Annotated in this window: 19 protein-coding genes and 1 tRNA gene; 9 read left to right on the top strand and 11 right to left on the bottom strand. The window is 48.6% G+C overall.

Annotated elements, in window-relative coordinates; genetic code table 11:
* The first annotated feature begins 834 nt into the window (after positions 1-834).
* The 6 genes from BMY62_RS01050 (at position 835) to BMY62_RS01075 (ending at position 9,977) form a co-directional block, all read left to right on the top strand.
* Positions 835-5,436: an EAL domain-containing protein gene (locus tag BMY62_RS01050; RefSeq protein ID WP_177170253.1), complete on the top strand. Its 4,602-nt coding sequence runs from the start codon at positions 835-837 to the stop codon at positions 5,434-5,436.
* Positions 5,437-5,627: 191 nt separating this feature from the next.
* Positions 5,628-6,755: an HD-GYP domain-containing protein gene (locus tag BMY62_RS01055; protein ID WP_090655341.1), complete on the top strand. Its 1,128-nt coding sequence runs from the start codon at positions 5,628-5,630 to the stop codon at positions 6,753-6,755.
* Positions 6,756-7,008: 253 nt separating this feature from the next.
* On the top strand, positions 7,009-7,410 hold the full coding sequence (locus tag BMY62_RS01060; protein WP_090655343.1) for a nucleotidyltransferase domain-containing protein: 402 nt from the start codon (positions 7,009-7,011) through the stop codon (positions 7,408-7,410).
* Positions 7,400-7,822, top strand: coding sequence for a type VII toxin-antitoxin system HepT family RNase toxin (gene hepT, locus BMY62_RS01065; RefSeq protein ID WP_090655346.1), 423 nt, complete (start codon positions 7,400-7,402; stop codon positions 7,820-7,822). Before BMY62_RS01060 ends, hepT begins: the two co-directional genes overlap by 11 nt.
* A gap of 97 nt (positions 7,823-7,919) precedes the next feature.
* On the top strand, positions 7,920-8,261 hold the full coding sequence (locus BMY62_RS01070) for a hypothetical protein (protein WP_090655349.1): 342 nt from the start codon (positions 7,920-7,922) through the stop codon (positions 8,259-8,261).
* A 396-nt stretch (positions 8,262-8,657) separates the two neighbouring features.
* Complete coding sequence (locus BMY62_RS01075; protein WP_371264060.1) at positions 8,658-9,977, top strand: MFS transporter; 1,320 nt, start codon at positions 8,658-8,660, stop codon at positions 9,975-9,977.
* A gap of 93 nt (positions 9,978-10,070) precedes the next feature.
* Here the strand turns inward: BMY62_RS01075 and BMY62_RS01080 are convergent.
* Positions 10,071-10,147: transfer RNA gene (locus BMY62_RS01080), tRNA-Val, on the bottom strand.
* Positions 10,148-10,290: 143 nt separating this feature from the next.
* Here BMY62_RS01080 and BMY62_RS01085 point away from each other — a divergent pair.
* The gene (locus BMY62_RS01085; RefSeq protein ID WP_256207375.1) at positions 10,291-11,232 is read left to right on the top strand and encodes a histone deacetylase family protein; all 942 of its coding nucleotides are present in this window, start codon (positions 10,291-10,293) and stop codon (positions 11,230-11,232) included.
* Between the two features lie 5 nt (positions 11,233-11,237).
* Here BMY62_RS01085 and BMY62_RS01090 read toward each other — a convergent pair whose 3' ends face one another.
* From BMY62_RS01090 to BMY62_RS01130, 10 genes are all read right to left on the bottom strand, one after another.
* The gene (locus BMY62_RS01090) at positions 11,238-12,113 is read right to left on the bottom strand and encodes a ribose-phosphate diphosphokinase (protein ID WP_090655355.1); all 876 of its coding nucleotides are present in this window, start codon (positions 12,111-12,113) and stop codon (positions 11,238-11,240) included.
* A gap of 14 nt (positions 12,114-12,127) precedes the next feature.
* Positions 12,128-13,663, bottom strand: coding sequence for a thymidine phosphorylase family protein (locus tag BMY62_RS01095; RefSeq protein WP_090655358.1), 1,536 nt, complete (start codon positions 13,661-13,663; stop codon positions 12,128-12,130).
* A gap of 300 nt (positions 13,664-13,963) precedes the next feature.
* Positions 13,964-14,125 (bottom strand): hypothetical protein, encoded by a 162-nt coding sequence (locus BMY62_RS16045; RefSeq protein ID WP_177170254.1) that lies wholly within the window; start codon positions 14,123-14,125, stop codon positions 13,964-13,966.
* Between the two features lie 212 nt (positions 14,126-14,337).
* Positions 14,338-14,823, bottom strand: a complete 486-nt coding sequence (locus BMY62_RS01100) for a Slp family lipoprotein (RefSeq protein ID WP_090655361.1) — start codon at positions 14,821-14,823, stop codon at positions 14,338-14,340.
* A 69-nt stretch (positions 14,824-14,892) separates the two neighbouring features.
* Positions 14,893-15,657, bottom strand: coding sequence for a hypothetical protein (locus tag BMY62_RS01105; protein WP_143058736.1), 765 nt, complete (start codon positions 15,655-15,657; stop codon positions 14,893-14,895).
* A 175-nt stretch (positions 15,658-15,832) separates the two neighbouring features.
* Positions 15,833-16,207, bottom strand: coding sequence for a hypothetical protein (locus tag BMY62_RS01110; protein WP_090655367.1), 375 nt, complete (start codon positions 16,205-16,207; stop codon positions 15,833-15,835).
* Between the two features lie 67 nt (positions 16,208-16,274).
* Positions 16,275-16,850, bottom strand: a complete 576-nt coding sequence (gene pgsA / locus BMY62_RS01115) for a CDP-diacylglycerol--glycerol-3-phosphate 3-phosphatidyltransferase (RefSeq protein WP_090655768.1) — start codon at positions 16,848-16,850, stop codon at positions 16,275-16,277.
* Positions 16,851-16,990: 140 nt separating this feature from the next.
* On the bottom strand, positions 16,991-18,832 hold the full coding sequence (gene uvrC / locus BMY62_RS01120) for an excinuclease ABC subunit UvrC (protein ID WP_256207376.1): 1,842 nt from the start codon (positions 18,830-18,832) through the stop codon (positions 16,991-16,993).
* Positions 18,833-18,938: 106 nt separating this feature from the next.
* Positions 18,939-19,127 (bottom strand): tautomerase family protein, encoded by a 189-nt coding sequence (locus BMY62_RS01125; RefSeq protein WP_090655373.1) that lies wholly within the window; start codon positions 19,125-19,127, stop codon positions 18,939-18,941.
* Between the two features lie 53 nt (positions 19,128-19,180).
* Positions 19,181-19,864: a uracil-DNA glycosylase gene (locus BMY62_RS01130; RefSeq protein ID WP_090655376.1), complete on the bottom strand. Its 684-nt coding sequence runs from the start codon at positions 19,862-19,864 to the stop codon at positions 19,181-19,183.
* A gap of 121 nt (positions 19,865-19,985) precedes the next feature.
* Between BMY62_RS01130 and BMY62_RS01135 the strand changes: the two genes are divergently transcribed.
* Both BMY62_RS01135 and BMY62_RS01140 read left to right on the top strand, forming a co-directional pair.
* Positions 19,986-21,761 (top strand): autotransporter assembly complex protein TamA, encoded by a 1,776-nt coding sequence (locus BMY62_RS01135; RefSeq protein WP_256207377.1) that lies wholly within the window; start codon positions 19,986-19,988, stop codon positions 21,759-21,761.
* Positions 21,761-25,768, top strand: coding sequence for a translocation/assembly module TamB domain-containing protein (locus BMY62_RS01140; protein WP_090655379.1), 4,008 nt, complete (start codon positions 21,761-21,763; stop codon positions 25,766-25,768). Before BMY62_RS01135 ends, BMY62_RS01140 begins: the two co-directional genes overlap by 1 nt.
* Positions 25,769-25,794 lie beyond the last annotated feature (26 nt).

The raw sequence follows: 25,794 nt of genomic DNA on the forward strand, positions 1-25,794 counted from the left end.
TTGCCGTCAGGCAGTGGTGGAATGCGAAATGCAAAAAATTCATGCCACCAAATTGGAACAAAAATAGCGATTCTGAGTGTGAGCGGATTAAGACTGCGTAACAAAAGGAAAAAACATAGGGCGACTAGCTAAAACAGGCTAAAAAATATTAGCCTGGAGGAGTAAGCTCGCTCTAAACTCTAGTAAACATGAAGTTTTGGTTATTTTATCCGAAACAATACGTACAAGTGTTGTAACCTTGCTGTACCTGATATGAGTAACAATTTTATAATTAGCAGTTAAGCTGTTATTCATTGGTTTTCCAACTTTGTTTCGGTGCGCTTTTCGAAGCATTTTCAGTTATCTGTGCAGGATGTTCCGTATTTCAGTTACAAAGAATTCTATTCCTGACTCCTGCTTTTTTTGAATGGACTATCAAAACAGGCCCGTTCTTATCCCAATGAAAATATAACTATTAATCATTGGAAATTTTCATAATACTCATGCTAGACTAATACTAAAGTATGAGTTAATTCAATAAATTGACAACATTATAAACAGGGTTATTTCGACGCAAGCACTCTAACATTAGCTCCGATTCTGCTTGTAACACGAAAGCATAAATCCCCCTGCTGATGAGTCATCGCAACTATTTCTGGTTCATTCACACGAAAATATTCACTTCGCGATCAGGCAGATTTCAATGCATGGAAGAAATTTTTTTGAATTTATCGATAATGAAACGCATTAATTCTCCATAAAATTACTTTCCTGATAAAGCTGGATCATATTTAGATGATAAATTCATGTGGCCATTTACATGGTGGCCACAGGCCTGGCGCTTGGAGGGAACCGGTGAGAAGTAAAGATTTAAATAGAGCAAACACAAATAGTAGCAGTAACAATAATGTCAGGCTCGTTGGTATTGGAGCGTCAGCCGGAGGGCTTGAAGCGCTGCGTGATCTCATGGAATCGTTGCCGGAATCAAATTGCTTGTCTTATGTGATTGCCCAGCATGTCTCACCTACACATGTGAGTATGCTGATAAACCTGTTGTCACCCTTGACGCACCTAACAGTTCAGGATTTAAAAGACCAGCAACTGCCGGAACCCAAAAATGTTTATATCACACCGCCGAATAATGACGTTATTTTGGATAAGGGACTGTTTCGTCTGGTAAAACCACAGCATTCTATTGGCCCAAAGCCATCCGTCAACCGATTCTTTTTCTCGCTTGCCGACGAACTGAAAGAGCATGCCATTGGCATTATCCTGTCGGGAACCGGTTCCGATGGCGCATCCGGAATAAAAGCGATCAAAGAAGCCGGTGGAATTACCATAGCCCAAAATCCTGAAACAGCAAAGTATGACGGAATGCCGAAAGCGGCACTTCATACCGGAAGCGTGGATTTGACATTAACTTCTTCGGACATTGGCAAGGTACTACCGCGCCTGCTGGATCACCCTACTGATTTCACAGAACTGCTGACGACCACGGAACACAAAACCGATGAGTACGGCCAGATCTACAATCTGGTGCGAAACTATACGGCGTTCAAATTGGACGCCTATAAGTCAGCCACAATCCAGCGACGGATAGCTAGGCGCATGAGCATTCTGGGAATCCACTCGCTGAGCGATTATGCCAAATACCTGAGAGCGAACAAGGAAGAAGCGCATCTTCTCATACGTGACACATTTATCAGTGTGACGTATTTTTTCCGGGACAAGGAGGCTTTTGCTGCACTGGAACTCATTATCGACAAAATTGTGAATTCCCAGGCTAATCACAACATCATACGCTGCTGGATACCGGGGTGCGCCTCGGGTGAAGAAGTCTACAGCATTGCAATGCTGTTTGAGGAATCGATTCTAAAACAACAGCGAGCTGACCTGCAATACATGATCTTCGCATCAGACCTGGACGATGCGGCCGTCGAACGTGCACGTGTAGCCCTTTACCCGATCAGCGAGCTTGAAACTGTGCCGAAACCGCTACTTGATGCATACACCGAAAAAGCGGGCGACCATCGCCGTATTCTGAAAAGCATCCGTAACCGGATTGTCTTTACACGTCAGAATGTCATTGAAGACCCGCCATTTGGTCGAATGGACCTGATCAGTTGCCGAAATCTTCTGATCTATTTGACGCCTGAAGCCCAAAAGAAGGTGCTGCAGGTATTTCACTATGCATTAAATAAAGACGGCTACCTGTTTCTCGGGAAATCCGAGAATCTGGACTTACACAAAGACCTGTTCCAAACGGTTAACGGTAAAGCACACATATATATGCCGAGCGGCGGAGCTGTACACTACTCCCTACCGATTTCTCAAGAAGTGCCAACCGTATCTGTGGAGAAGAACAAATCCCTGATTAACGTCGCTACAAGTACCGATTACATCACCATGAGGACACTTGAAGAGCTGGCGCAATGTTATGCTCCTCCCTCGCTGGTCATTGACGAAAGTAACAGCATCGTGCATTTCGAAGGCAACCTGAAATCATTTCTGAATTTTCCCAAAGGCAGGGCTGAAATGTATTTGTTTGACATGATTCCATCTTCCCTGCGCACTGAGCTAAGAGCACTGGTGTACCGATGCCGCCGCAAGTCAGAACCTGCCGAAGGCTCCATCAGAACGGTTGAAATTTACGACAAGCCCTACCCTGTAAAACTGGTTGTTCGTCCATTAGAGCATGGAAAGGAATCATTGCTACTTGTCTCTTTCATTACCATCAATGAACAGCAGAATGAAAAGCCAAACCCAGGTACTGAAACGCTTGCCGAAGCAGAGCGTGACAGCCTGATAATCAACGAACTGGAAAAAGAACTTACAAATACACGCACGCACCTCAATATTGTGGTTGAGGAACTGGAAACATCCAATGAAGAGCTTCAATCGCTCAATGAAGAGATGCAGTCAGCTAACGAGGAGTTGCAGTCAACCAATGAAGAGCTTCAAACCTCGAATGAAGAGCTGCAATCAACCAATGAAGAACTGCTGACAGTCAACGAGGAACTGCAGGTAAAAACAGCCGAATTGGAAAAAACCAGTTCGGACCTCGTAAACGTGAAACAAAGCCTGGATTTTCCATTAATAGTCGTCGACAGACAGTTACGGATTACCCAGACCAATAACGCGTGCAGCGAAGTCGCTGCACTGGACAGCGTCATGGAGAACAGCTCACTGAACAGTGTCCAGTGGTTAATTGAAATTCCCGGGCTGTACAACCAGGTACACAAGGTAATTCGGGAAAATGCCCGTTTCGAGAACAAAATCACACACCCAGAAACAGACAAAGTTTTTGAATTATACGTCATGCCATATTGCGACAGTCAGAATGAAATAGCGGGCGCTATTCTGCTGTTCAACAATATCAGTGCGCAGCATACCGCCGAGGCGGCGTTTCATGAAAGTGAAGTCAAGTTCAGCCAGGCAATGCAGCATGCTCCCATAGGCATCTGTTTGCAGTCAACCGAAGGGCAGTTTATGGATGTTAATCCTGCATTATGCGAAATTCTTGGCTATCCTCGAGAAGAATTACTGCGGCGTGATGTGTATTCTGTCACCCATTCAGACGATTTACAGGCCACATTAAGCTACGTCGATGAAATGCTTTCCGGAAAGATAGATAGCCACTATCTGGAAAAACGTTTTATTCATAAGAAGGGAAATATTATCTGGACAACCTTGCATAAGGCAACAATTAAGGACTACGCCGGCGCACCAAAATATTTTATTGCGTTGATTCAGGATATATCTGAACGTAAAAAATATGAAGAAGAATTGCGTCTTGCCGCGAATGTTTTTTCTAATGCCCTGGACGGCATCATCATCACCGATGATAAAGCTATCATCATAAAAGTCAATAAAGCATTCGAAAACATCCTGGGTTACAAATCCGAAGATGTTGTTGGCCAGCATACCCGAATTTTAAGATCGCACCGGCATGACGATGATTTTTACCGTGCAATGTGGCAGAAAATTCATAAAGAAGGATTCTGGCACGGTGAAATCTGGGATCGACATAAAGACGGCCATATTGTTCCAGTATGGCTAAGTATTTCGGCACTAAAGGACCCGGCAGGTAAAACAGACCATTATATTGCTGTTATGTATGATATCAGCGAGCAAAAGCACTATCACGAACGCATTAACCACCTTGCGCATTACGATGCATTGACGCAACTGCCTAACCGTGCCCTGTTTACTGAACGGCTGAAACATGCGCTGGCACAAGCCAAACGCAGCCAGACAAAGCTTGCTCTGTTGTTTATTGATCTGGACCACTTCAAGCAAATTAATGACACGCACGGCCATCACATTGGCGATGAATTACTATGCAAGGTAGCTGACAAACTCACTTCAATCATGCGGGCGACAGATACCGTGTCCCGGCTTAGCGGGGATGAATTTACGGTGCTGATCGAAGATAATGTTAATGAAGACAAAGCGCGGATGGTTGCAGAGAAGATATTAAAAGCGATGGAAAGCCCTTTCGAGTTGCACAGTGGCGCAATCTACATTTCAGCCAGCATTGGGATTACGCTTTACCCTGATGACGGTGACGATATCGAGAGCCTGCTTAAACAGGCTGATCTCGCTATGTATCGCTCAAAAGAAGCCGGGCGTAACCATTTTCACTTTTATACGCACGAAATGTCCAAACGGGTCCAGGAACGCATGCGATTGTCGACTGATTTGCGGGAAACGTTGCAGAAAAACCAACTTCAGCTTTATTATCAGCCAATCATAGATTTCGGTTCCGGTGATTATGTCGGCGCCGAGGCTTTACTCAGGTGGAAACATGTCGACCTGGATTGGATTCCTCCGGATAAATTCGTGTCCGTTGCTGAAGATAACGATCTGATTTTTACATTAGGTGAATGGGTATTACAGCAGGCATTTCAACAGATGAATGCATGGACTGAAGCAAACCTGAATCCCGGCATATTGTCTGTTAATGTATCCGGTAAGCAGCTGGTCTCTAACAATTTTCTGGCAACTATAGATAAAGCCCTGAGTACTACCAAATGCTCACCTGAAACTGTTACGCTTGAAATTACCGAGAGTGTCATCATGAAGGAAAGCGATGGCGCAAGCTCCACATTGAATCGATTACGCGATTTGGGATTCGGGATCGCAATTGATGATTTTGGTACTGGATATTCATCGCTCAGTTATTTAAAACGTCTGCCTGTCACTAAATTAAAATTAGATAAATCGTTTGTTCAGGACCTGCCCGACGATACTAATGATGTAGCAATTGCGCGAGCTATCCTGAGTATGGGGAAATCACTTGGACTTGAAGTCATTGCAGAAGGCGTTGAATCCAGTGAGCAGCATGATTTTTTACAAATGGAGAAATGCAAATTCGGTCAGGGATATTATTATGCCAAGCCAATGCCAGCAGAAAAATTCAAGAAGCACTTGATGAAACTCTCTGCGGGAACCTAGTGCTCTTTCAATATCATAGTGATAGAGTACTAATCGAGCACGCATATCTGTTTATCTGGATTAAATGCGATAGTTTGGATGACCCCAATCTACTAAAAAGTGGACACAAGCATGTTTTATCTGAAATATGACATTCGGCTTTTTGTTATAACATGGTTACAATAATTAACAAACAGGCCTGATGTCCGTCTATGTTTCACCATCAAGACTCACTTGAAGCACTGAATCGACACCTTCCCCTGAAACAAAAAATTGTCAGCGCTCATCGCGTTATCAAGGACAAATTCAACTTCATCGCACGCATTGCGATTACATTATACGACCCCGAATCCCGTATAATAAAAACCTACGTCGATAGCAGCGGATGCGATCAGCCACTCAAACATTATGAAACCTCTTTGGACAAGGCCGGGTCTCTGAAGGCAATTCTGGACAGAGAAAGGCCACGCGTTGTCAACAATCTTGTTACATTTGATAACAATGAACATGAACATACTCGGCGCATTGGCCATCAGGGATACGCCGCAAGCTACACCATGCCCATGTTTCACAGTGGCAGCTTTTTCGGTTTTTTGTTTTTCAATTCATACCAGCCTGATGTGTTCGATGAAAAAACACTCAAAGACCTGGATGTATTTGGTCACCTGATTTCACTGATTGTCATTAACGAACTGTCCACGCTCAGCGTTATGGATGCGGCAATCAAAACCACGAGCGACATTACCCATTTACGCGACCCGGAAACCGGCAGTCATCTCGATCGCATGTCGCGATACAGTCGTCTTATCGCACAGTCGCTGGCCGATAAATATGAACTGAACGACGAATACATCGAACATGTTTTTATGTTTTCACCTTTACACGATATCGGCAAAATTGCCATCCCTGATACGATTCTTTTGAAACCCGGGCCGCTTGATGAAAAAGAGCGGGCAATGATGAATACCCATACCACTATTGGCCGGTCCATGATCGACAGTATTGTTGCAAACTTTAAGCTCGACGGCATCGAGCAAATCGCTGTATTGAAAAACATCGCAGAATTCCATCATGAGGCGATCAACGGCAGCGGCTATCCCAGTGGCAAAAAAAATTCAGAAATACCGCTTGAAGCGCGGATCGTGGCTGTCGCAGACGTATTTGATGCATTAACATCCTGCCGTCCTTATAAAGATGCCTGGAGCAATGACAAGGCTTTTGATCTTCTCAAACGGCTTGCAGGCGAGAAACTTGACAGTGATTGTGTCAATGCATTGATAGAAAACAAAGCTGAAGTAGAACAGATTCAATCACAATTTCAGGAAGATATTTTTGGTTAATGACTGCCGGAATCGTGCGCTTTCAAGTAGAACAATCCATTTCATTCCTGCAGCAGGTTGGTTAAAGCACCACTGATACAGCACAATTCTACATTCTACAAATCCTGTCAAAAAAATTTGCTAAACCGGAAACGCAAATTTGCCGCTTATATCTGTCGATTTAATCCTTAACGGGGATGGCGTAAAATAACCCTATTTGGCAGATAGGAATAGACCATTCATATTTACAACAGACCTAGAACAGTACCATTTTATGACATCTGAATTGACAGCTATCACGAATGAATTTCGTGCGCGTTTGCCTGATTTGCTGGCATTGTATCTTTTTGACAATCATGCTGCAGACAAGGCATCGTCACCGGGCAATATTGAACTGGCGGTTTTGATGAGCCGCAATATAGATACGATTGAATTATCGAAGTTGAAGCTGTGCTTAGCGAACCGTTTTAGTCATGAGATAATGCTTGTAGATTTACGTTCGCTCGGTGTTGTCTTGCAGTACCAGATTATTACAACTGGTCGCCGTATATGGACGCGCGACGCACAGGCGGCAATTTATGAAAGTATCATCCTGAGTGAAAAAACTGAATTTAACATGCAGCGACAGTATTTATTGACCGGAATTGTATGGAAGAACAGCGTGTATGGCAGATGATGTTTTGTTGAAGAAAACAGCCGCAATTCAATATTGTGTCGCACGTGCCCGGGAAACATATTTGCACGACCCAGTCGGTTTCTCGAACGATGATATCCAGCAGGATACAGCTATCCTCAATATACAGCGCGCCAATGAGGCGGTACTGGATTTGGGGAAACACCTGGTCCGGCGCGAAAAACTGGGTTCGCCCCAAAGTGCGCATGATGTTTTTACCTTGCTGGTAAAAGCCGGCTGGATACCCGCCACAATGGCTGCAACACTCCAAAACATGGTCGGATTTCGCAGTATTGCAGTGCATGGCTATCAATCGCCACAACTTGCAGCGACCATTGCAATTATCGAGCACCATCTGGATGCGTTCTTGCTGTATTCAAAAACAGTACTATCACATGACATGAATCAGTATTGAACATATGAATACGTTTGTTTAATTGTGGTTTGTTTAATTGTTCAGGTCAAATCGATACAGTTCAAAATATTCATTTTTCAACAGGAGTTTTTTTCGTATGAAATATATCGCTGCAATTCTGAGTGGTCTGATACTGATACAAGCATCAGGACATGCGGGATCTCTCGTCAATGGTCATTGGACACCCGCACATTGCGGCGCGGAACCTGAACCACCTGTTATCAACACAACCAATATAGAAAACTTCAACCGCAGTGTTGATGCGATAAATGCCTGGCAGGATCGTGCCCTGGAATATCATACCTGCATGGTCAAAGAAGCCAATGCAGACAATGAGCTCATTACCCATACCGCCAATCAGGCACAAGCTCGATTGCAGGCTGAAATCAATCGAGTAAATGCTGAAGCTGACAAAGTGAGAAGCGAGCTGAATAAATAACCGTCGCGTTAATTAATTTGTCGAATGCGGCGTTGCTATAAACCGCTTGCCTGTAATTTTTTTCGCATCGTATGTTGCACCGGAGCTGTATTACAATATCAGCATATCCAACACTTTCCTGGTATTTCTCGATGACACATGCATATTTTGGGCATGATACAGATATAGGTATTAACGGCTGTGGTGAAACAATTGGGCAATCCTTTGAAAAGCACGCATCCTTTGCGGCACGTAGCATTTCTGCGACCCAAAATCTGCATTAAAGGTTAGCCGTATACGTTATCAAATGAAAAAAAACCGGGGAGATTTACTTGCTATCGTCAGCAGCGTGCCGCATATTATAGCCAAATGGGCAAAACGTTAATTTAAATAGCAAACCACACAGAACACATATACTTGAAAAACAAAACACAATCACAGTATTTTACGGACGGTGTTTCGCGGCTTGAAATCTGGTCATGGGCAATGTTTGATTTTGCCAATTCAGGATATACCACTGTCATTATCACAGCGATTTTCAATGCATATTTCGTCGCGGTGATTGCAAATAATGAAGACTGGGGCACATTTGCATGGACAGCATCACTCGCGGTGTCATATATGCTCATTATTCTGACCGCACCTGCACTCGGTGCCTATGCAGATGCATACGCCGTGAAGAAACCGTTACTGCTTGCCACAACTGCAGGCTGCATCGTGTTTACAGCCCTACTCTATTATGCCGGACCGGGTGATTTATGGTTGGCCATCATACTGATTATTCTTACTAATTTCTTTTTTGGCAGCGGCGAAAATCTGATCGCGGCATTCCTGCCGGAGCTGGCGAAAGACCAGTCGATCGGCAAAGTATCCGGCTGGGGCTGGGGGCTGGGTTATCTGGGTGGGCTGTTTACACTCGGTTGTTGTCTTGTTTATGTCACCTGGGCACAGACGCAAGGACATGAAACCAGCCAATACGTGCCGGTTACGATGATAATTACAGCCGCCATTTTCGCCGTTGCCAGCCTGCCGACATTTCTTTATCTCAAAGAACGTGCACAACCACAACCGCACCGGCATGGGCGCAGGATAGTCTACGAATCATTCTCCAGACTGAGAGACACGCTCAAACATGTGCGTCATTACCAGGACTTGATGCGTTTTCTGGTTTGCCTGGTGTTTTATCAAGCTGGTATTCAGACCGTCATTGCACTGGCTGCGATTTATGCGCAACAGGCTATGGGATTCGATACGCAGGAAACATTACTGCTTATTTTACTGGTCAACATTACCGCAGCGCTGGGCGCATTCGCCTTTGGCCACATACAGGACAAACTCGGACATTTATTGACTATTGCGCTGACGCTCGTCGGCTGGATTATTATGATTTTAATGGCCTGGGCCGCCGAAGACCGCGCGATGTTCTGGGCAGCTGCCAATCTTGCCGGACTTTGTCTGGGCGCATCCCAGTCTGCCGGCCGCGCACTGGTCGGATTGTTCAGTCCGGTTACCCGCCGCGCCGAATTTTTCGGACTCTGGGGGCTGGCTGTCAAACTCTCATCCATATTGGGACCACTTACCTATGGCTGGGTCAGCTGGATATCCCAGGGCGATCACCGACTCGCAATGCTGATTACCGGCAGCTATTTCATTATCGGCCTGCTGATCCTGGCCCGCATCAACGTGGTCCGCGGACAATTGGCGGCACAGCACGATCCAGCAACCACAAAACTCTGACTACCATTCACTTCTGTTATTCTAAAGAATGTATCGAATGATAGATTTATGGGAGCAGATGGCAATCAGTGAAGGAGAAAACGAAAGATATCGTGGTAGGCGCGACTGGATTCGAACCAACGACCCCCACCATGTCAAGGTGGTGCTCTAACCAACTGAGCTACACGCCTACTGTAATTGCGACCGCAACTGAGCCTAGGCTTCAACTGCAGGGCTACGATTCTATCTGAAACGTATTCAAGACACAAATTAATTTGGTCGGTTCATCACATTCACTTCGCCAAAACCGGTATGATTTTAGTCTGACATATTCATGAACGTCCTGATCAAGCCTGCAATGACTGCGTACATTACCCATCCCGATTGCCTCTTGCACGACATGGGGCCATATCATCCCGAAAACCCGCAACGATTGAAAGCTATCGCGCAACAACTTGAAGCAACCGGTCTGATCGAGAAGCTTCGCTGTTATGAAGCGCCGCTGGCCACGGATGCGCAATTAATGCGGGTGCATCCACTCGACTATATTACCAGTATTCGGGATGCATCGCCGCAAAAAGGTCTGGCATATCTTGACCCGGATACCGCGATGAACCCGCACTCGCTGAACGCAGCACTGCGCGCTGCAGGTGGAGTAATATTTGCCACCGATCTGGTGGTCGGACAAAAGGCAAACCGTGCATTCTGCGCTGTGCGTCCACCCGGCCATCATGCAGAATCCTCATGTGCGATGGGTTTCTGCATTTTCAACAATATTGCCGTTGGTGTCGCGCACGCACTGGCAACGCATGGCCTGCAGCGCATTGCCATACTGGATTTCGACGTGCATCACGGTAACGGTACCGAAGAGATTTTTGGCGGCAATCAAAAAGTTTTGTTCTGTTCCACATTTCAGCATCCCTTTTATCCACATTCGGGCGCGAAAACCCGGTACAGCAATTGCATTAGTGTTCCATTGCCTGCAGCATCAGGTGGCGATGCTTTCCGGCAAGCAGTGACTACGCACTGGCTGCCTGCCGTGGAATCGTTCAAACCGGAGATGATCTTTATCTCCGCAGGGTTTGACGCACATCGCGAAGACGATATGGCGAATCTGATGCTCGACGATGTGGATTACGTCTGGATAACGCAACAAATTACGGCATGGGCTGAACAATATGCGAATGGGCGCATCGTTTCCGTACTCGAGGGCGGTTACGCACTGAATGCCCTGGGGCGCTGCGTTGTGCAGCATATTGACGTGCTCTGTGGATAATTTGATCAGACAATTTGTCTGACAGCTTCGGCCAGCACATTAGCCAATTGTATGGCATTCGTCGAATGCGTAATGCTGTCCGAACTCCAGATACGTGTAACGCCGGATTGACGAATAACCTGCTCCGCATCGCTGCAAAATAGCGGATGGGTAACCACGGCATCGACCTGTCGGGCGCCATTATGTAGCAGATTTTCAGCCGCCTGCGCAAGTGTGTGGCCCGTGCTGGCCATATCATCGACCAGAACCGCATGCTGACCGGCATAATCGCGTTCCGGCAACGTGATTGCGACCTGTTTGTCCCCGCTTCTTACCTTGCTTGCCACTGTATACGAAAAACCGATGGTAATGGCAATCTCGCTCACCCACTGCTCGGATTCACTGTCAGGACCCACCAGCAGCGCATCAGCATACTGTTGCTGTAAAAACCGTCCGATTTCACCGCCTGCCGTCACCGCCAGCGCATGCCGTGCAGGTATTGCCTGTACCAGCCGTTGCACCCGGTGCAGATGTGGGTCGACTGTAATCACATCGTCAAAATTATCCGCCAGCAGCCTGCCGATCACCTGCTGGCTGACCGCCTCGCCTGGGTGGTTCTCCGCATCCTGACGCATATAACACAAATACGGCGCAACCAGCGTAATTCGCCTGGCACCGTGTTTCCGCAGTACGGACACGCTCAACAACAGTTCGATGAGCTTGCTGTTCGGCTGGTTCAGACTTCTGACCAGTACCACATGATCCGGCAGATTGACCGGCACCTGCACCAGACTCTCGCCGTCCGGGAAACTGTGCAGCCGGATTTCCCGATATTCTGTCTGCAGCGCGATGCTCAGTGCCAACGCCTGCGCTCGGTAATCTTCAAAACCCATTATGTGCATATAAATCCCTCAAACTATAAAAAGGCATCATGCTGTTGAACGGCCGCTGCTTTACTCAGCGTATAGCCGCTGTCCTGCTCTACCAGTTTCCGGGCAAATTCAAAATCGGACATAAATTCCGCATAAACACGATACAGCACATCACCTGTCTTGACGGCTTCGCCGGTTTTTCGTAACAGATCGACGCCGGCCTTTTTATCCATCGGCGCACCGGCAATACGCGCGATATTGGCCATTTGCAGATTATCGATACCCGCCACAACACCAGCGCTGCCCGCTTTGACTTCGTAACAGAATTTGCCGGGCGTGAAATCAATCGTATGCGCGCCCTGGCCTTCCATAATGGCATTCATTTTCCCCAGCGCGCGGCCCGAGTCCAGAATGTCACGCGCAATCGCGTATCCCTGGCCGCCGCGTACATCGGGATCAAATTCAATGATGCGGCCGGCCAGTTCAAGCGATTTCTGGCGCAGATCCGGCGGTGCACCGGGATCGTTTTCCAGCACCTGCATCACGTCGCGGGCTTCCAGTGTTGGACCGATGCCGCGGCCGACAGGCTGGCGGCCGTCGGTGATAATCACTTCAAGATGAATATTGAGCTGGTCGCCGACAAACTCAAACAGTTTTCTGAGTGCAAGTGCTGCGCGCATGTGCCGCACCTTTGCCGTCGGCCCTACGGGTATGTCGATCAGCAGATGCGTCGAGCCCGCAGCGAGTTTTTTCGACAGAATCGATGCCACCATTTGCCCCTGCGAATCGATACCGAGCGGACGCTCGACCGCGATCAGCATATCGTCCACCGGCGCCAGTTTCGCAGTACCGCCCCATGCAAGGCAGCCGCGGTGCCTGCGCACAATGTCGTGGAGCTTTTTCGGCGTGAGATTCACTTCAGCGAGAATTTCCATGGTATCCGCCGTTCCGGCGGGAGAAGTAATAGCCCGGCTCGATGTTTTCGGTATCAGCATACCGTGTGCGGCGACAATCGGTACCACCAGCATCGAAGTACGGTTACCGGGGATGCCGCCGATACAGTGCTTGTCCGCCACCAGCGCCTCACCCCAGTTCAACTGCTGCCCTGTCTCCAGCATCGCACGCGTCAGATACAAAACCTCGTCGCGGTCCAGATTGTTTTGCCCCGTCGCTACCAGAAACGCAGCCATCTCCATTTTCGAGTAGCGACTGGCTGCGATGTCTTGCGTTATCGATTCAAAATCCGCCAGTGTCAGACGTTCGCCGTTAATCTTGCGCCGCACCGCATCCATCGACAATGCGTATTCCGCATGGTCTACGCTGACCGCACAATCTTCGCTCGCATTCAATTGCGCGTACGCCTGTTCGGACAGTCCAAGTTCCGACGGCGTCACAATCGCCGCGTCATCGACTACATTCAGCACAGCCAGAATCCTGCGACCGTTGGCGCAGATACGGATCTTTGTCAACGCCTGAAATCCTTCCGCACGATACACCGCACATTCACGATGCAGATACGCCACGTTTTCATGATAAGTATCGATGGCGATGCGACGCAGCTTGAGGGTCTGGTTATTCATGGATTTTATCGGATTATCTGGAAGAACTGGTTCCGGTACCGGATCGGAACGGCTGGTTTTGCACTCAAAGGTACGCTGGATACCGTTATCGGATTCTACAGCGGCAATTGATCCTAATAACGTGCATGTGTCGTCATTAATTCAGAGAGCCCTAAACACACTAATTCGCCCAATTGAATAATTTATCTTTGAGCGATAGCAGGCGCTGTGTAGCCGTATCTCCCGATAGCAATTTTATGTCGATTACTAACAGCTGCAGCTGCTCATTTGTTTCTGCAAGCCAGTTCAATGTAGTAAGCATTAAAAGATTGTTAAAACCATTGGTGCATCGGCGTACTTATGTATCTTGTCGCCAAAACCGAACAACAGGGTTTGAATGCCATTTCCATATTCCGCCTGTGCCCATATTCCCATACCTTGGGCTTCTTTCAGTATCGCAGGTTGTCCGATACACTTAAACAATCGTATATTTATAATCCAGTAAGAAATTATTTATTGCCAATTTGGTGTGCATTTTTTCCTCAATTTACAGACAGATTGCTTAGTCAACTAACCAGTTGTCTCATCAGTAATGTTAGCCAGCGACTGATGAGCGATATTTAATATAAACATTGCAATTGGATCTTATTAATTTCGTGCCGTGCATAAAAACACTTAACACGGACGAGCGCATCTTACCAGAACAGCTGTTTGAAGTAGCAGGTCGGGCAATAGTAGTAATAGTTTTCGCGGTAAGCGATCGGCCAGGGATGGATCGAAACGGCGTTGATCAGCGGCAAACCGGCGCTGCCATAGGTGGCCGCATAGTCGGATTTGCCTTCAATTGTCCCGATTGCAACGATTTCCCGGCTCGTAAAATAAATCTTTGAATCAAGCTTCTTCTCGCTTTTTAGCAGAAAATACCCTTCGCTGGGTTTGTCAATATCGGGGCGATCGTAATAATCCAGCGGATAAAGCATGACCTGCATCAGACTACCGTCTTCCACCTCCTTGAGGTCGGTAACCACCCCGCCCCATTTTACCTGGACATCTTTATATTTCTCGGTATCCGCTTTGACCTGGGCATATGTCAGCTCCTGTATATCCGCACTGTCAAAAGCGGGCGGCAGCGTTGTGCAGGCGCTGAACAGCAAGCTAATTACGATCAGATAAATTTTCATGGTTTTGCTCAAATTTAAGTCATGCCGATATTTTCAACCTTTTACGGGAAAAAAACCAGTAGCTAAAAACTAGTCCATGCCAGCCTGCCGGCCTGCGATCTCTATTTCGGACACAAACAATCGTGTGCGATGACCGAAAATATTTCTGCTGGCAAGCCGTTCACTGTAGTGCACTTTCACCTGAACGCCTGCTTTCAGTCCTTCGATCGCGAAATAATACAGATCATGATCATCTATCACAAAATGACGAAATTTGTCGCCATTTGCACCGATTTGCATGGTCATGAAATAATTTCGCGCAAGGTTTTTATTCTTGATGACGTTGGTTATCCGCCCAAATTCAACGCCGTAGGAAACTTCCGGTTCAAATGTGCGGATGTCACCGATCAGATGCGTTTGCGACAGCGGCCCGTTTTTATCAACCAGATGGATGTCGACCAGCTCATTGACAGCGGAGCAGGCCAGCAGCGTGTTGCTGCGTGGCGTTTTATATTCGATTACGACATCGTAGCCGATCAGTTCCTCAAGTACATCGTAGAAGTCATCTTCGTCAAAGCAAAAACGGAAAGGATTGGTCACAAGATTTTGCGGCAGACTGCCAAAGCTGATAAACGATGCGCTCTCATGACCCAGTAACAGTTCACCCGCATATGCGCCGCTCATGCCGCGACCGAATGTATCATCACGCCCGACCCGGCTTAACTGGCCTGATGCATAGCCTTTGGTGTCGATGATCAGTGACGATGCAAAGACCGTTGCTGCGTTCATGCTGATACCGACTAGCAGCGATAAAACAAGCATACCCGGCATGGACAGATTCCATAGTCTTATCATTTTTCAGTTCACTATCTTTGGTTAGGGTTGTTATCAATCAGACCAACCCTCTCCAAAAGCTGCCACAGCGGATTTTGCCAGATCTGGTCTGTTTTCTGAGTGCCAATTATTTGGCAGTCGGCTATTGTCAGCCGATATCCATCAGTTACTGCGTTTATTTCATCAAGTGGCGCAGTCAGCCATCTTCAAATTTTCCGCCGCTCTGAATACAGGTTTCCTCGATGGTTGATGCATCCCAGTCATGCTTTTTTTTCGACCCACGATAATAATGTTTGTCGAGAACCAGTCCGTCCGGATCGGTAAAACGAATGCAGCGCCCGATTCTGTTTTCATCAGGGCAACGCTCACCGACAGTACAGTGCTTGGTAATCAACTGGCGGTCTGTCGCGGACAGTGTGCTCAGACGGTATTCCTCGCAGATACTCAGCCTTTTGATGCGATCACAGATAACAAACGCACTCGGGTCTTCACTGGCGCTGCTGTTAGCTGCACCAGCCAGTAACATGGAAAGCATAATATAAGCAATAAACAATAAAAACAGCCGTGTCATAAGTTTCCTTTCTGCTCGTAGAACGACAGGTTTTTTTTTCGCCCGGTCGTGTCACGATTCCGGTCAGCTATCTGTCAACGCGAATGGCCTTCGGAATCGCTACTTTCAAATAATAAATCATTGACCATAATGTAAGCACCGCCGCCACATAAATCAACCAGGTTCCGATCTGATGCGCATTAAGGCCATCAGTCAGATCATCGTGGTAGAGCAGCAGCGGGATCGCTATCATTTGCGCGGTTGTCTTGATTTTACCCAGAAACGATACCGCCACACTTTTGGATTGACCGATCTGCGCCATCCATTCACGCAATGCAGAAACGGCAATCTCCCGTCCGATAATAACCAGCGCTATCGGCGCGCCGAGCCGGTCGAGATAAACGAGCACGATCAGCGCCGCAGCGACCATTAATTTGTCTGCCACCGGGTCGAGAAAAGCGCCAAAGGCGGACATTTGATTCAGTGCACGCGCCAGAAAGCCATCCAGCCAGTCTGTTATGGCAGCACCGGCAAAAATCAGGGTGGCAACCAGGTTTTTTTGTTCGACTGTCAGCCAGCCGGTTGGCAAATAAAAAATACCAACAAATATGGGTATGGCCAGTATTCTAAGCCACGTCAGTAAATTTGGCAGGTTCAAAGGCATAAAAGCGATTGCTTTGTCAGGCATCTATAAAAACAGGTATCAAAAAAATATTTCATCAGATTAATCATGTAACGGCCAGGGGCCGGCAATCTGCAGATATGTCGTGCGCGACTGTATTTTCAACAGTTTCCGGCGAACGATCAGTGCAGTTCCCGGTAAATTTTCTCCGCAAGCTTGCGGCTGATTCCTTCAGTCTGCGCCAGCTCTTCAATGCTGGCCGTCTGCACACCTTTTAAGCCGCCAAAACGTCCCAGCAGGCACTGACGTCGTTTGGCGCCGATCCCGCTGATACTTTCAAGGCTCGAGGTCATGCGTGATTTACCACGCCGTCCACGATGCCCCTGAATTGCAAAACGATGCGCTTCATTCCGAATCTGTTGAATCAGATGCAAAGCGGCATGGTTATTAGGCAATTGTAGCGGCTTTTGTCGCTCGGGAAAAATCAATTGCTCAAGGCCCGGCTTTCGACCCTCACCTTTAGCAACACCCATCAGATTGGCATCGCCGATACCGAGTTCATCGAGCGCTTTTTTTGCTGCATTCACCTGCCCCTTGCCGCCATCGATCATGATCAGATCAGGCATGCGTCCCTCGCCTTGAACAATCTTCTGATAACGCCTGCTTAATGCGTCGCGTATCGCGGCATAATCATCGCCCGGTGTAACATTTTTGATATTAAAACGCCGGTATTCATGGTTGCGCATGGCAAATTGATCATACACCACGCAGGATGCCACCGTCGCTTCACCCATGGTGTGGCTGATGTCAAAACACTCGATACGATTCAGCCCGTCCAGATTCAAAGCCTGCTGCAGTGCGACAAGCCGCTCTTCCTGGCTGGCTTTGCGGTTCATCATTTGATTGAGTGAAAGCTGTGCATTTTCCGACGCCATTTTCAACCATATTCGCCGCTCACCGATCGGGTTCTGATTAATGGTCACTTTATGGCCTGCCTGCTCGCTCAGCAAATTCTCCAGTAATTCCCGATGGATTTTGCGGTCAACAATAATCAGGCTCGGCACACTGCGATTGATGTAATGTTGCGCCAGAAAGGCCTCGATCACCGAAGACAGCTGATAGCCGTCGGCGTTCTGCGGAAAAAAACTTTTGTCGCCGAGATGGCGGCCACCCCTGACCATGGCCAGCGTCACGCATACCCTGTCGCTGCTTTCCGCGTCACCTGCACAGGCCACAATATCCGCGTCCATCGCCTTGCCGCTGTCTACAAACTGCTTTTCCCGGATTTTTCGCAGCGCCTGCATCTGGTCGCGCAAAACGGCCGCCTGTTCGTAATCCATCCTGTCCGAGGCTTGCTGCATTTTGCCGGCAATACCGTCAATCACTTCGGATTGCTTGCCCTGCAGAAACAACGCGGCACCGTCCACATCCTCGCGGTATTCGGCCGGTGAAATTTTTCCAACACACGGCCCACTGCAGCGTTTTATCTGGTACAGCAGGCAGGGACGCGTACGATTATTGAATACACTGTCTTCACAGGTACGCAGGCGAAAAACTTTCTGCAACAACTGAATGCTCTCGCGCACGACACCGGCATTAGGAAACGGGCCGAAATACTGATGCGATTTATCCAGCAACCCGCGATAAAACCCCAGCCGAGGAAATTCATGTCCACTCAGAATGATATATGGATATGATTTGTCGTCCCTGAACAGGATATTGAAGCGCGGCTTGAGGCTTTTGATTAAATTGTTTTCCAGCAGCAGCGCTTCGGCTTCCGAGCGGGTCACCGTCGTTTCAATGCCGGTGATCTGAGACACCATCAACTGCGTCCGTGGCGCCAGCCCCGTTTTCTGAAAATAGGAAGAGACACGTTTTTTTAAATCCACGGCCTTACCGACATAGATTACTTCGCCATCGGCATTGAGCATTCTATACACACCGGGCTGTGCGGGTAAATTCAGGCAATAGCCTTTCGCGTCGAATTTTACCTGCGCTCTGCTACTGGTTTCCGCCTGTTTCAACACTGCTCCCGATCTACGCCATGAAAACAATGCCATAGCTGCATATAACTATTGATCAAATGTGTCACCGGTCTTCGATCAGCTTTTTCTTACAGAACGGCCGATATCAGTCTTTCTTGGCCAGCAGCGCACCACCAATTGCCCAGTTGTCATGCGGCACTTCTTCAAACGTAATATACGTGTAGGATTTCGATTTATTGGCAACGCGCGAGAGGGTATCGGTAATCTCCTCGGCAATCTGCGCTTTCTGATCCTGGCTCAGCGTGCCTGCAACACGTAAATGAACATATGGCATTTTCTTCTCCTGATTTTATGGTTATTGTTTTGTACTTTGATGTTCCTGATCGCTTATTTTATTGACAGATCAGCTGAAATAACGGCAAATACCTGTTCGAACATTTCAGCTGTCAGACGCTTTGTCTGGGTATTGTAGCGGCTGCAATGATAACTGTCATAGAGTTTGATTGTTTTCGTTTCTGCGCATGGCAGTCTGTGTGCGGCCCCATGGGAAAACGGATAATCTTTCTGGCGCAGGTCCAGACACTGTAATACGGATCGGTGCGCGATCGCGCCCAGCGCCAGCACGACTCGTCCGCCTTGGTTGCTGAATGCGTCCAGCTCAATTTTGAGATAATGTCCGCATTGCCGAATTTCGTCCGGATTAGGCTTGTTTTGCGGTGGCAGGCATTTAACCGCGTTTGTGATCCGGCAATTGATCAATTGCAAATCGTCCTGCAGTGAAATTGATTCACTCCGGCTGGCCAGCCCGAATTTATACAATGTCTGGTACAGCAGAATGCCTGCATAGTCACCGGTAAAAGGCCGTCCTGTACGGTTGGCACCATGCATGCCGGGCGCCAGCCCGACTATCAGTAACTGTGCCCGGGCATCACCAAATGCGCTGACCGGGCGCGCGTGATATTCGGGGTGGCGTTCCTTTACCGTTTCAAGAAATGTTGCTAGCCTTGCGCATTGTCTGCAATCGGCGGGCTCAAAAGGATATCCCGCTTTTGTAGTAGAATGTATAGTCATCACATTAAAAACAACGATGAATTATTAACAGCATCAGTACCCTGATTTTCCTAAATGCATATCGCTATTGCCGAATTTTTAAATGCATCCTGAATGCGGTGCTATGCAGGATACCCTATCGATGCTCAGAAAACGGCTTGTAATTAATCTATTCGCGCTTTGCTTCAGCATGCTTGCAGTCTCCAGCAACCCGATTTTAGCGGAAACGGCGTTGATACCCAACATTACCGGTCCAGCCGAGTTTGCACGGATTTCCGCGCCCGACGATGTGCAGAAGTTTCTCAAGGAACACATCAAACTTCCTGAAGAGCCTTTCGCCAATAATATGGCGCAACGCACCTTTCTTCGTCGCACCAAACATGAAATCATAGAACTGCTCTCGACACAGGGATATTTTTCGCCCACCGTCACTTTTGACAAGCGGATCTCAAATAAGGTCGAAATTCCTGTGATTGTTATCGACCCGGGTCCAATGGCAAATATCCGGTCTGTCGAGATTGAATTCCAGGGCAGCATCGCTGATGATGAAACGCAGCAGGACGAAATAAAAAAATGGCGAAAAGCCTGGCCGCTTAAAGTGGGCAAACCCTTTCTCTCAGCGGATTGGGAAGAAGCCAAGGCGGTATTGCTATCACAAGTTTCCTACAAAAAATTCGCCGCCGCCAGAATTGTGAAAAGCGAAGCAGTTGTGGACAAAGAGAACGCACAGGTGGCGCTGTATATCGTTATCGATTCCGGCCCGGTTTTTTACTTTGGCGAATTGGAGATCGACGGACTGGAGCGTTACGATCCGGAGATGATTGAAAATCACCGGCCATTTCGTACAGGGGAACCCTATAGCAAAGAACTGATGCACAGATTCCAGATTGCCCTGCAAAATATCCCGCACTTTGGCAACGTCTCGGTCAACATTGATCCAGATGTATCGAAACATAACGCCAGCCCGATTTACGTCACTGTGACCGAAACAAAATCCCAGCGTATCGCTGTAGGCGGTGGTTACAGCTCGAACAATGGCGCCCGTGCTGAAGTCAATTACAGTAACCACAATTTCCTTGACCGTGCATGGAATTTCAGTACATTGTTACGATTGGAGCAGAAGCGCCAGACATTTTTTTCCGGTGTAAACACACTGCCCAATGAAAACAACATTTATTATGCTCTGGGTGCCACCGTGCAAAGAACCGATATCGAGGACCTGGTAACTGTCAGGCAGCGTGTAGATGCCGCTCGCATTTACCAGACATACAATACGCAGTGGCAATACTCACTGAACTGGCAAAGAGAGGAAAAACGTCCCGACGGCGCGATCAACCAGACTGTTGAAGCGTTAGCGTTCGATTGGCGCTACCGCTATCACATCGTGGATGATCCCGTCAATATCCGCCGAGGCAACGTTTCCGAACTTAGAATAGGCGGCGGTCTCGATTCTGTCTTTTCCGATCAGGATTTTCTGCGACTGTATGGGCGGCAGCAAAACTGGTGGCCGGTAGGTAAACGGGATGTGTTTTATTTGCGCGGCGAAGCGGGGTATACCCTGGCTTCATCACGCTTTGGCATTCCGCAGGAATATCTGTTTCGCGCTGGTGGTATTCAGTCGGTCAGGGGTTATGATTTTCTGAGCATCGGGGTGCGTGAAGGAAATGCCATTGTCGGCGGCCGTGTTCTGGCGACCGGCACCGCTGAATACACTCACTGGTTTATGCGCAACTGGGGAGCGGCTGCTTTTGTCGATGCCGGCAGCGCGGCTGATACGATTGAAGACATGGATTTATTTCTCGGTTACGGCGCCGGCGTGCGCTGGCGCAGCCCGGCGGGGCCGCTCGCGCTCGATCTGGCCAGAGGCCACAAAACCGGCACGTTCCGGGTTCATTTCTCAATGGTTGTCAATTTCTGATGAAACATCATAGCAATCACTCAGCGCAACCCGGCCTCAAAGGCATCTGCGGCGGTTTGCGTCTTAATTTGCTGGTCATTGTGCTATTCGGCATGCTGGCTGCGCTGGCTGGCTCCGGTTACTGGATATTAAACACCGCCAGCGGGTTTCAATGGCTGCTGTCAACTGCCTCGCGCATGAGTAGCGGCGCGCTGGAAATCGAGGATATTGGCGGTACTTTCAGCGATATGCAGATTGGCAGGCTGCAATACCACGATGAGACTCTAAAACTCGCCATGCATCAGTTCAAACTCGACTGGTCGCCGGGCCGGTTGGTTAACGGCGAACTGTTCGTGCGCGCCATCGGCGCTCAACGAATTGATGTGCATACCGCACCGTCTTCGGAAGAAGATACGGAAGCAGCGACATTGCCCGGTGATTTGTCATCACCAATTGATATCTCGATACAGGTTATTTCAGTAGACGAGATACACCTGTATTCACACGATGACGTTTTAACTGATCAGCAACGGCAACCCGACCTTTCAATAACCGGTCTGTCCCTGCAGCTGGATAGTAATGCTCAGCGACATCGATTGACTCATTTATCGCTTAATAATTCAGAATTTGGCGCACTCAACGCATCCGGTCACATATTGACGACGTATCCGTTTAATCTGAAATCGAGTATTCGACTCGACAATGCAGCAAACCGGGGTGTTACACACGCCGCCCTGTCCGGTTCGCTGGAACTGCTGGATATAAAACTCGTTCACCAGAAGGCGCCGACGCGAGGAGCTGCCGTTATTCGGCTAGAGCCGTTCGCTCAAAGCGCTACCGCCATGCTGAAATCATTGCATGTCTCTGTCACCGGATTCAATCCTGCCGATTTTCTCTCTGACGAATCCGGGACTCCTGGAGCAAATCTGGCGCTACAGGCAGTTATAAAACAAAACGGCAGCGACCGGCTCGTCGGTCGCATGGCATTACAGAACAGTGCAACTGCCCCACTGGATGAAAACGGTCTGCCGCTCAATGGTCTTTCTGCGGCGGTATTGCTTACCGAAGACACATTCAAGCTGGGCAACCTGCAAATACTGCTTACTGGCCAGGGCCAGATTACGGGTAACATGGAATGGCATATCAATCGATCGACTGGCCAGGCCAAACTGAATATCAGCAATCTGAATCCTGCCGCAATCGATACACAGCTGCAACCAGCCACAATCGGCGGCACAGTCCAGTTTATGGGCGATACGGATTCACAGCGTGTCGCCATCAGTTTAAACGACGATCAGCGTTTGAACCTGAATGCATCCGTCGTGCGCGCCGCCAACCGAATTGTGCTGGAGCAACTTGATCTGCGTCACGGTCAATCCCGTCTGATCGGTAATGGCGAATTGAAGCTCGGTAATGGCGATACCGACAATGACGCACAGGAATTCCAATTTACCGGCCAGCTCAGCCAGTTCAATATTGCCGATTTTGTACAGGGTGTCGAATCCAATCTTAATACCCAACTTGATATCACGGGCAGTCTGTCCCCCGAATTGTCAGCCGTACTCGATTATCAATTTGAAAAAAGTCATTTGAATCATCAACCAGTTACCGGCACCGGAAAGATTGCATTTGAAGCACCGTTTTTGCTCGACAGCAAAACCGATTTTCGAATCGGCTCAAACCAGGTCGGCATGCATGGAAAATTCGGCAGGCCCGGCGACGCGCTGGCACTGCGAATTACCGCGCCCGCGCTTGCACAGGTTGGATTCGGACTGTCGGGCTCTCTCGAAGCAAGGGTTGATCTGAAAGGCACGGTGGATTCGCCTGCGTTTGATTTCAATCTAGACAGCCAGGCGCTTGCGTTGTCCGAAGATTTTGCAATCGGCAGCCTTAATGCCGAAGGCTACCTTCATCCAGAAACGCTTTCACTTACGCTCAAAGCCGATGAATTGCAAACGGATGGCGAAACGCAACTCAGGCAGCTCGATCTAAAAATCGCCGGAAAAGAATCGGCGCATACCTTGCAGACCCGTTTACGCGTCAACGATGAAACCACAGTTGTTTTACACGCCGATGGCGGCCTGACCGGACTTGACAAGCCGAATACGCCACCAGTCTGGCAGGGCCGGTTAACCGAGTTGTCCGTCACCGGGCAGATACCTGTCGCGCTGCAGTCGCCAGCCCCACTTACACTTAGCAGCGAACGCGTTGACTTTCGCAATGCACGCATGAACATAGCAGGTGGTCAGGCCAGCATCAACCGGATTTTATGGTCGCCACAACAGTGGCAAAGCGATGGTTATTTTTCCGGTGTAAAAATACATCCCGACAGCGATGTGATTCCCGGCGAGGATTTACTCCATCTGGGCGGCAAGTGGCATATTGAGGCGCCGGCTGCGCTGTCCCGACTTACTGGCGACATTGAAATCACACGGGAAAAAGGCGACTGGTATCTGCCCGGAGAATTGCCGCAGGCCGTCGAACTGCGAACTTTGGCAATGAAGGCCAGTGCACGCAACGGTGCACTGACCGCTCATTTTGATTTAAGCAGTGCGTTGATCGGCAATATCAATGCGCGGCTGGAGTTGCCAGCGCTGCAGGCCGAAAATGGAGAGTTGCTGCCGCCCGATACCCAGCTGAATGGCGAGTTAAATCTGACAGTGCCCAATCTGTCCTGGCTGGATCAATTGACCGACACCGCACTTCAGGCTGGCGGCGCGATCAAACTCCAGGCCAGCATTGCTGGCACGTTCGACAAACCAATACTACAGGGCGATATCCGCGGCGAACAGCTGATGATCGCATTACTTGATCTCGGTCTGAATTTACATCAGGGTGAACTCAAGGCACGTTTTGACGAATCTGTGCTGCACATTGATCAATTGAGTTTCGTATCGCCCTATCAGTCACCGCCCAAGGACCGCTTACTAAAAAAACTGAAACTGGAAAACAAGCCTGGTTCAGTAACCGTCAATGGTTCATTGGGTTTCATCGACAATACCCACGACCTGACTGTCACACTCGATCATCTTTACCTTATAAATCCGCCGCATTACTGGATTGCTGTTTCTGGCCAAAATACTGCTCAGTTCATCGATGACGTACTGGATTTCAAAGGCGAAATTACTGCTGATGCCGGCCTGCTGACACAACCACCTGCGTCACGGCCGCAACTGGCTGATGATATTGTCGTAGTCGAAGCTAGCGAAGTTGAACAAAATGAATCCGAAACCGAAGAACAAGAAACAATCGTCAATCTGCATGTTACGCTCGATCTCGGTAAGCAGTTTTTTTTGCGCGTCGCCGGACTCGAAGGTCGTCTCGACGGTAATCTGCAATTACACAATGACGAGAATGACACGCTCAGTGCCGTCGGATCGATCGCCACTCGATCAGCTACCTATACCGCCTACGGCCAGGATCTCACCGTCACGCGCGGTATTGTGAATTTTCATGGCCCTTTAGACGATCCCGGCCTGAATATTCTGGCGGTTCGCAAGGGCCTGGAAGTCGAGGCCGGTGTCGAAGTCGCTGGCTCGGTACGGCATCCAAAAATCAAACTGGTTTCGACCCCGCATGTACCCGACACTGAGAAACTTTCCTGGATCGTGCTGGGCCGTGCGCCCGATGTCAGTGGCCTGGACACCTCCCTGCTTATTACCGCTGCCAGCGCAATCCTCGGCGGTGGATCGAACGGTATCACCAGCAAGCTTAGCGACATGTTCGGCGTCGATGAAATCTCTTTCAGACAAGGCAGTACAACAGGCAGTACCCAGGCCGGTGCGTCCAGTACCAATAACCTGTTTTCCAACCCGACCAGTCTTGCCAACACTACCCTGGGTGGCCAGATCGGCACCGTTGGCAAACGCCTCTCTTCGCGTGCATACTTAAGCTACGAGCGCGGTATCACCGCTACCACCACGGGTATCACCAAGCTCACTTACAGCCTGACGCCAAAAATCACCGTCGTCACGCAGGCCGGCGAAGACAGTGCTGTCGATTTGTTTTATACGTTCCGGTTTGATTAATATAGAATGCCCATCAGCAAAGCGCA

The organism is Nitrosomonas marina (genome assembly GCF_900111605.1).
Lineage (GTDB): Bacteria > Pseudomonadota > Gammaproteobacteria > Burkholderiales > Nitrosomonadaceae > Nitrosomonas > Nitrosomonas marina_A.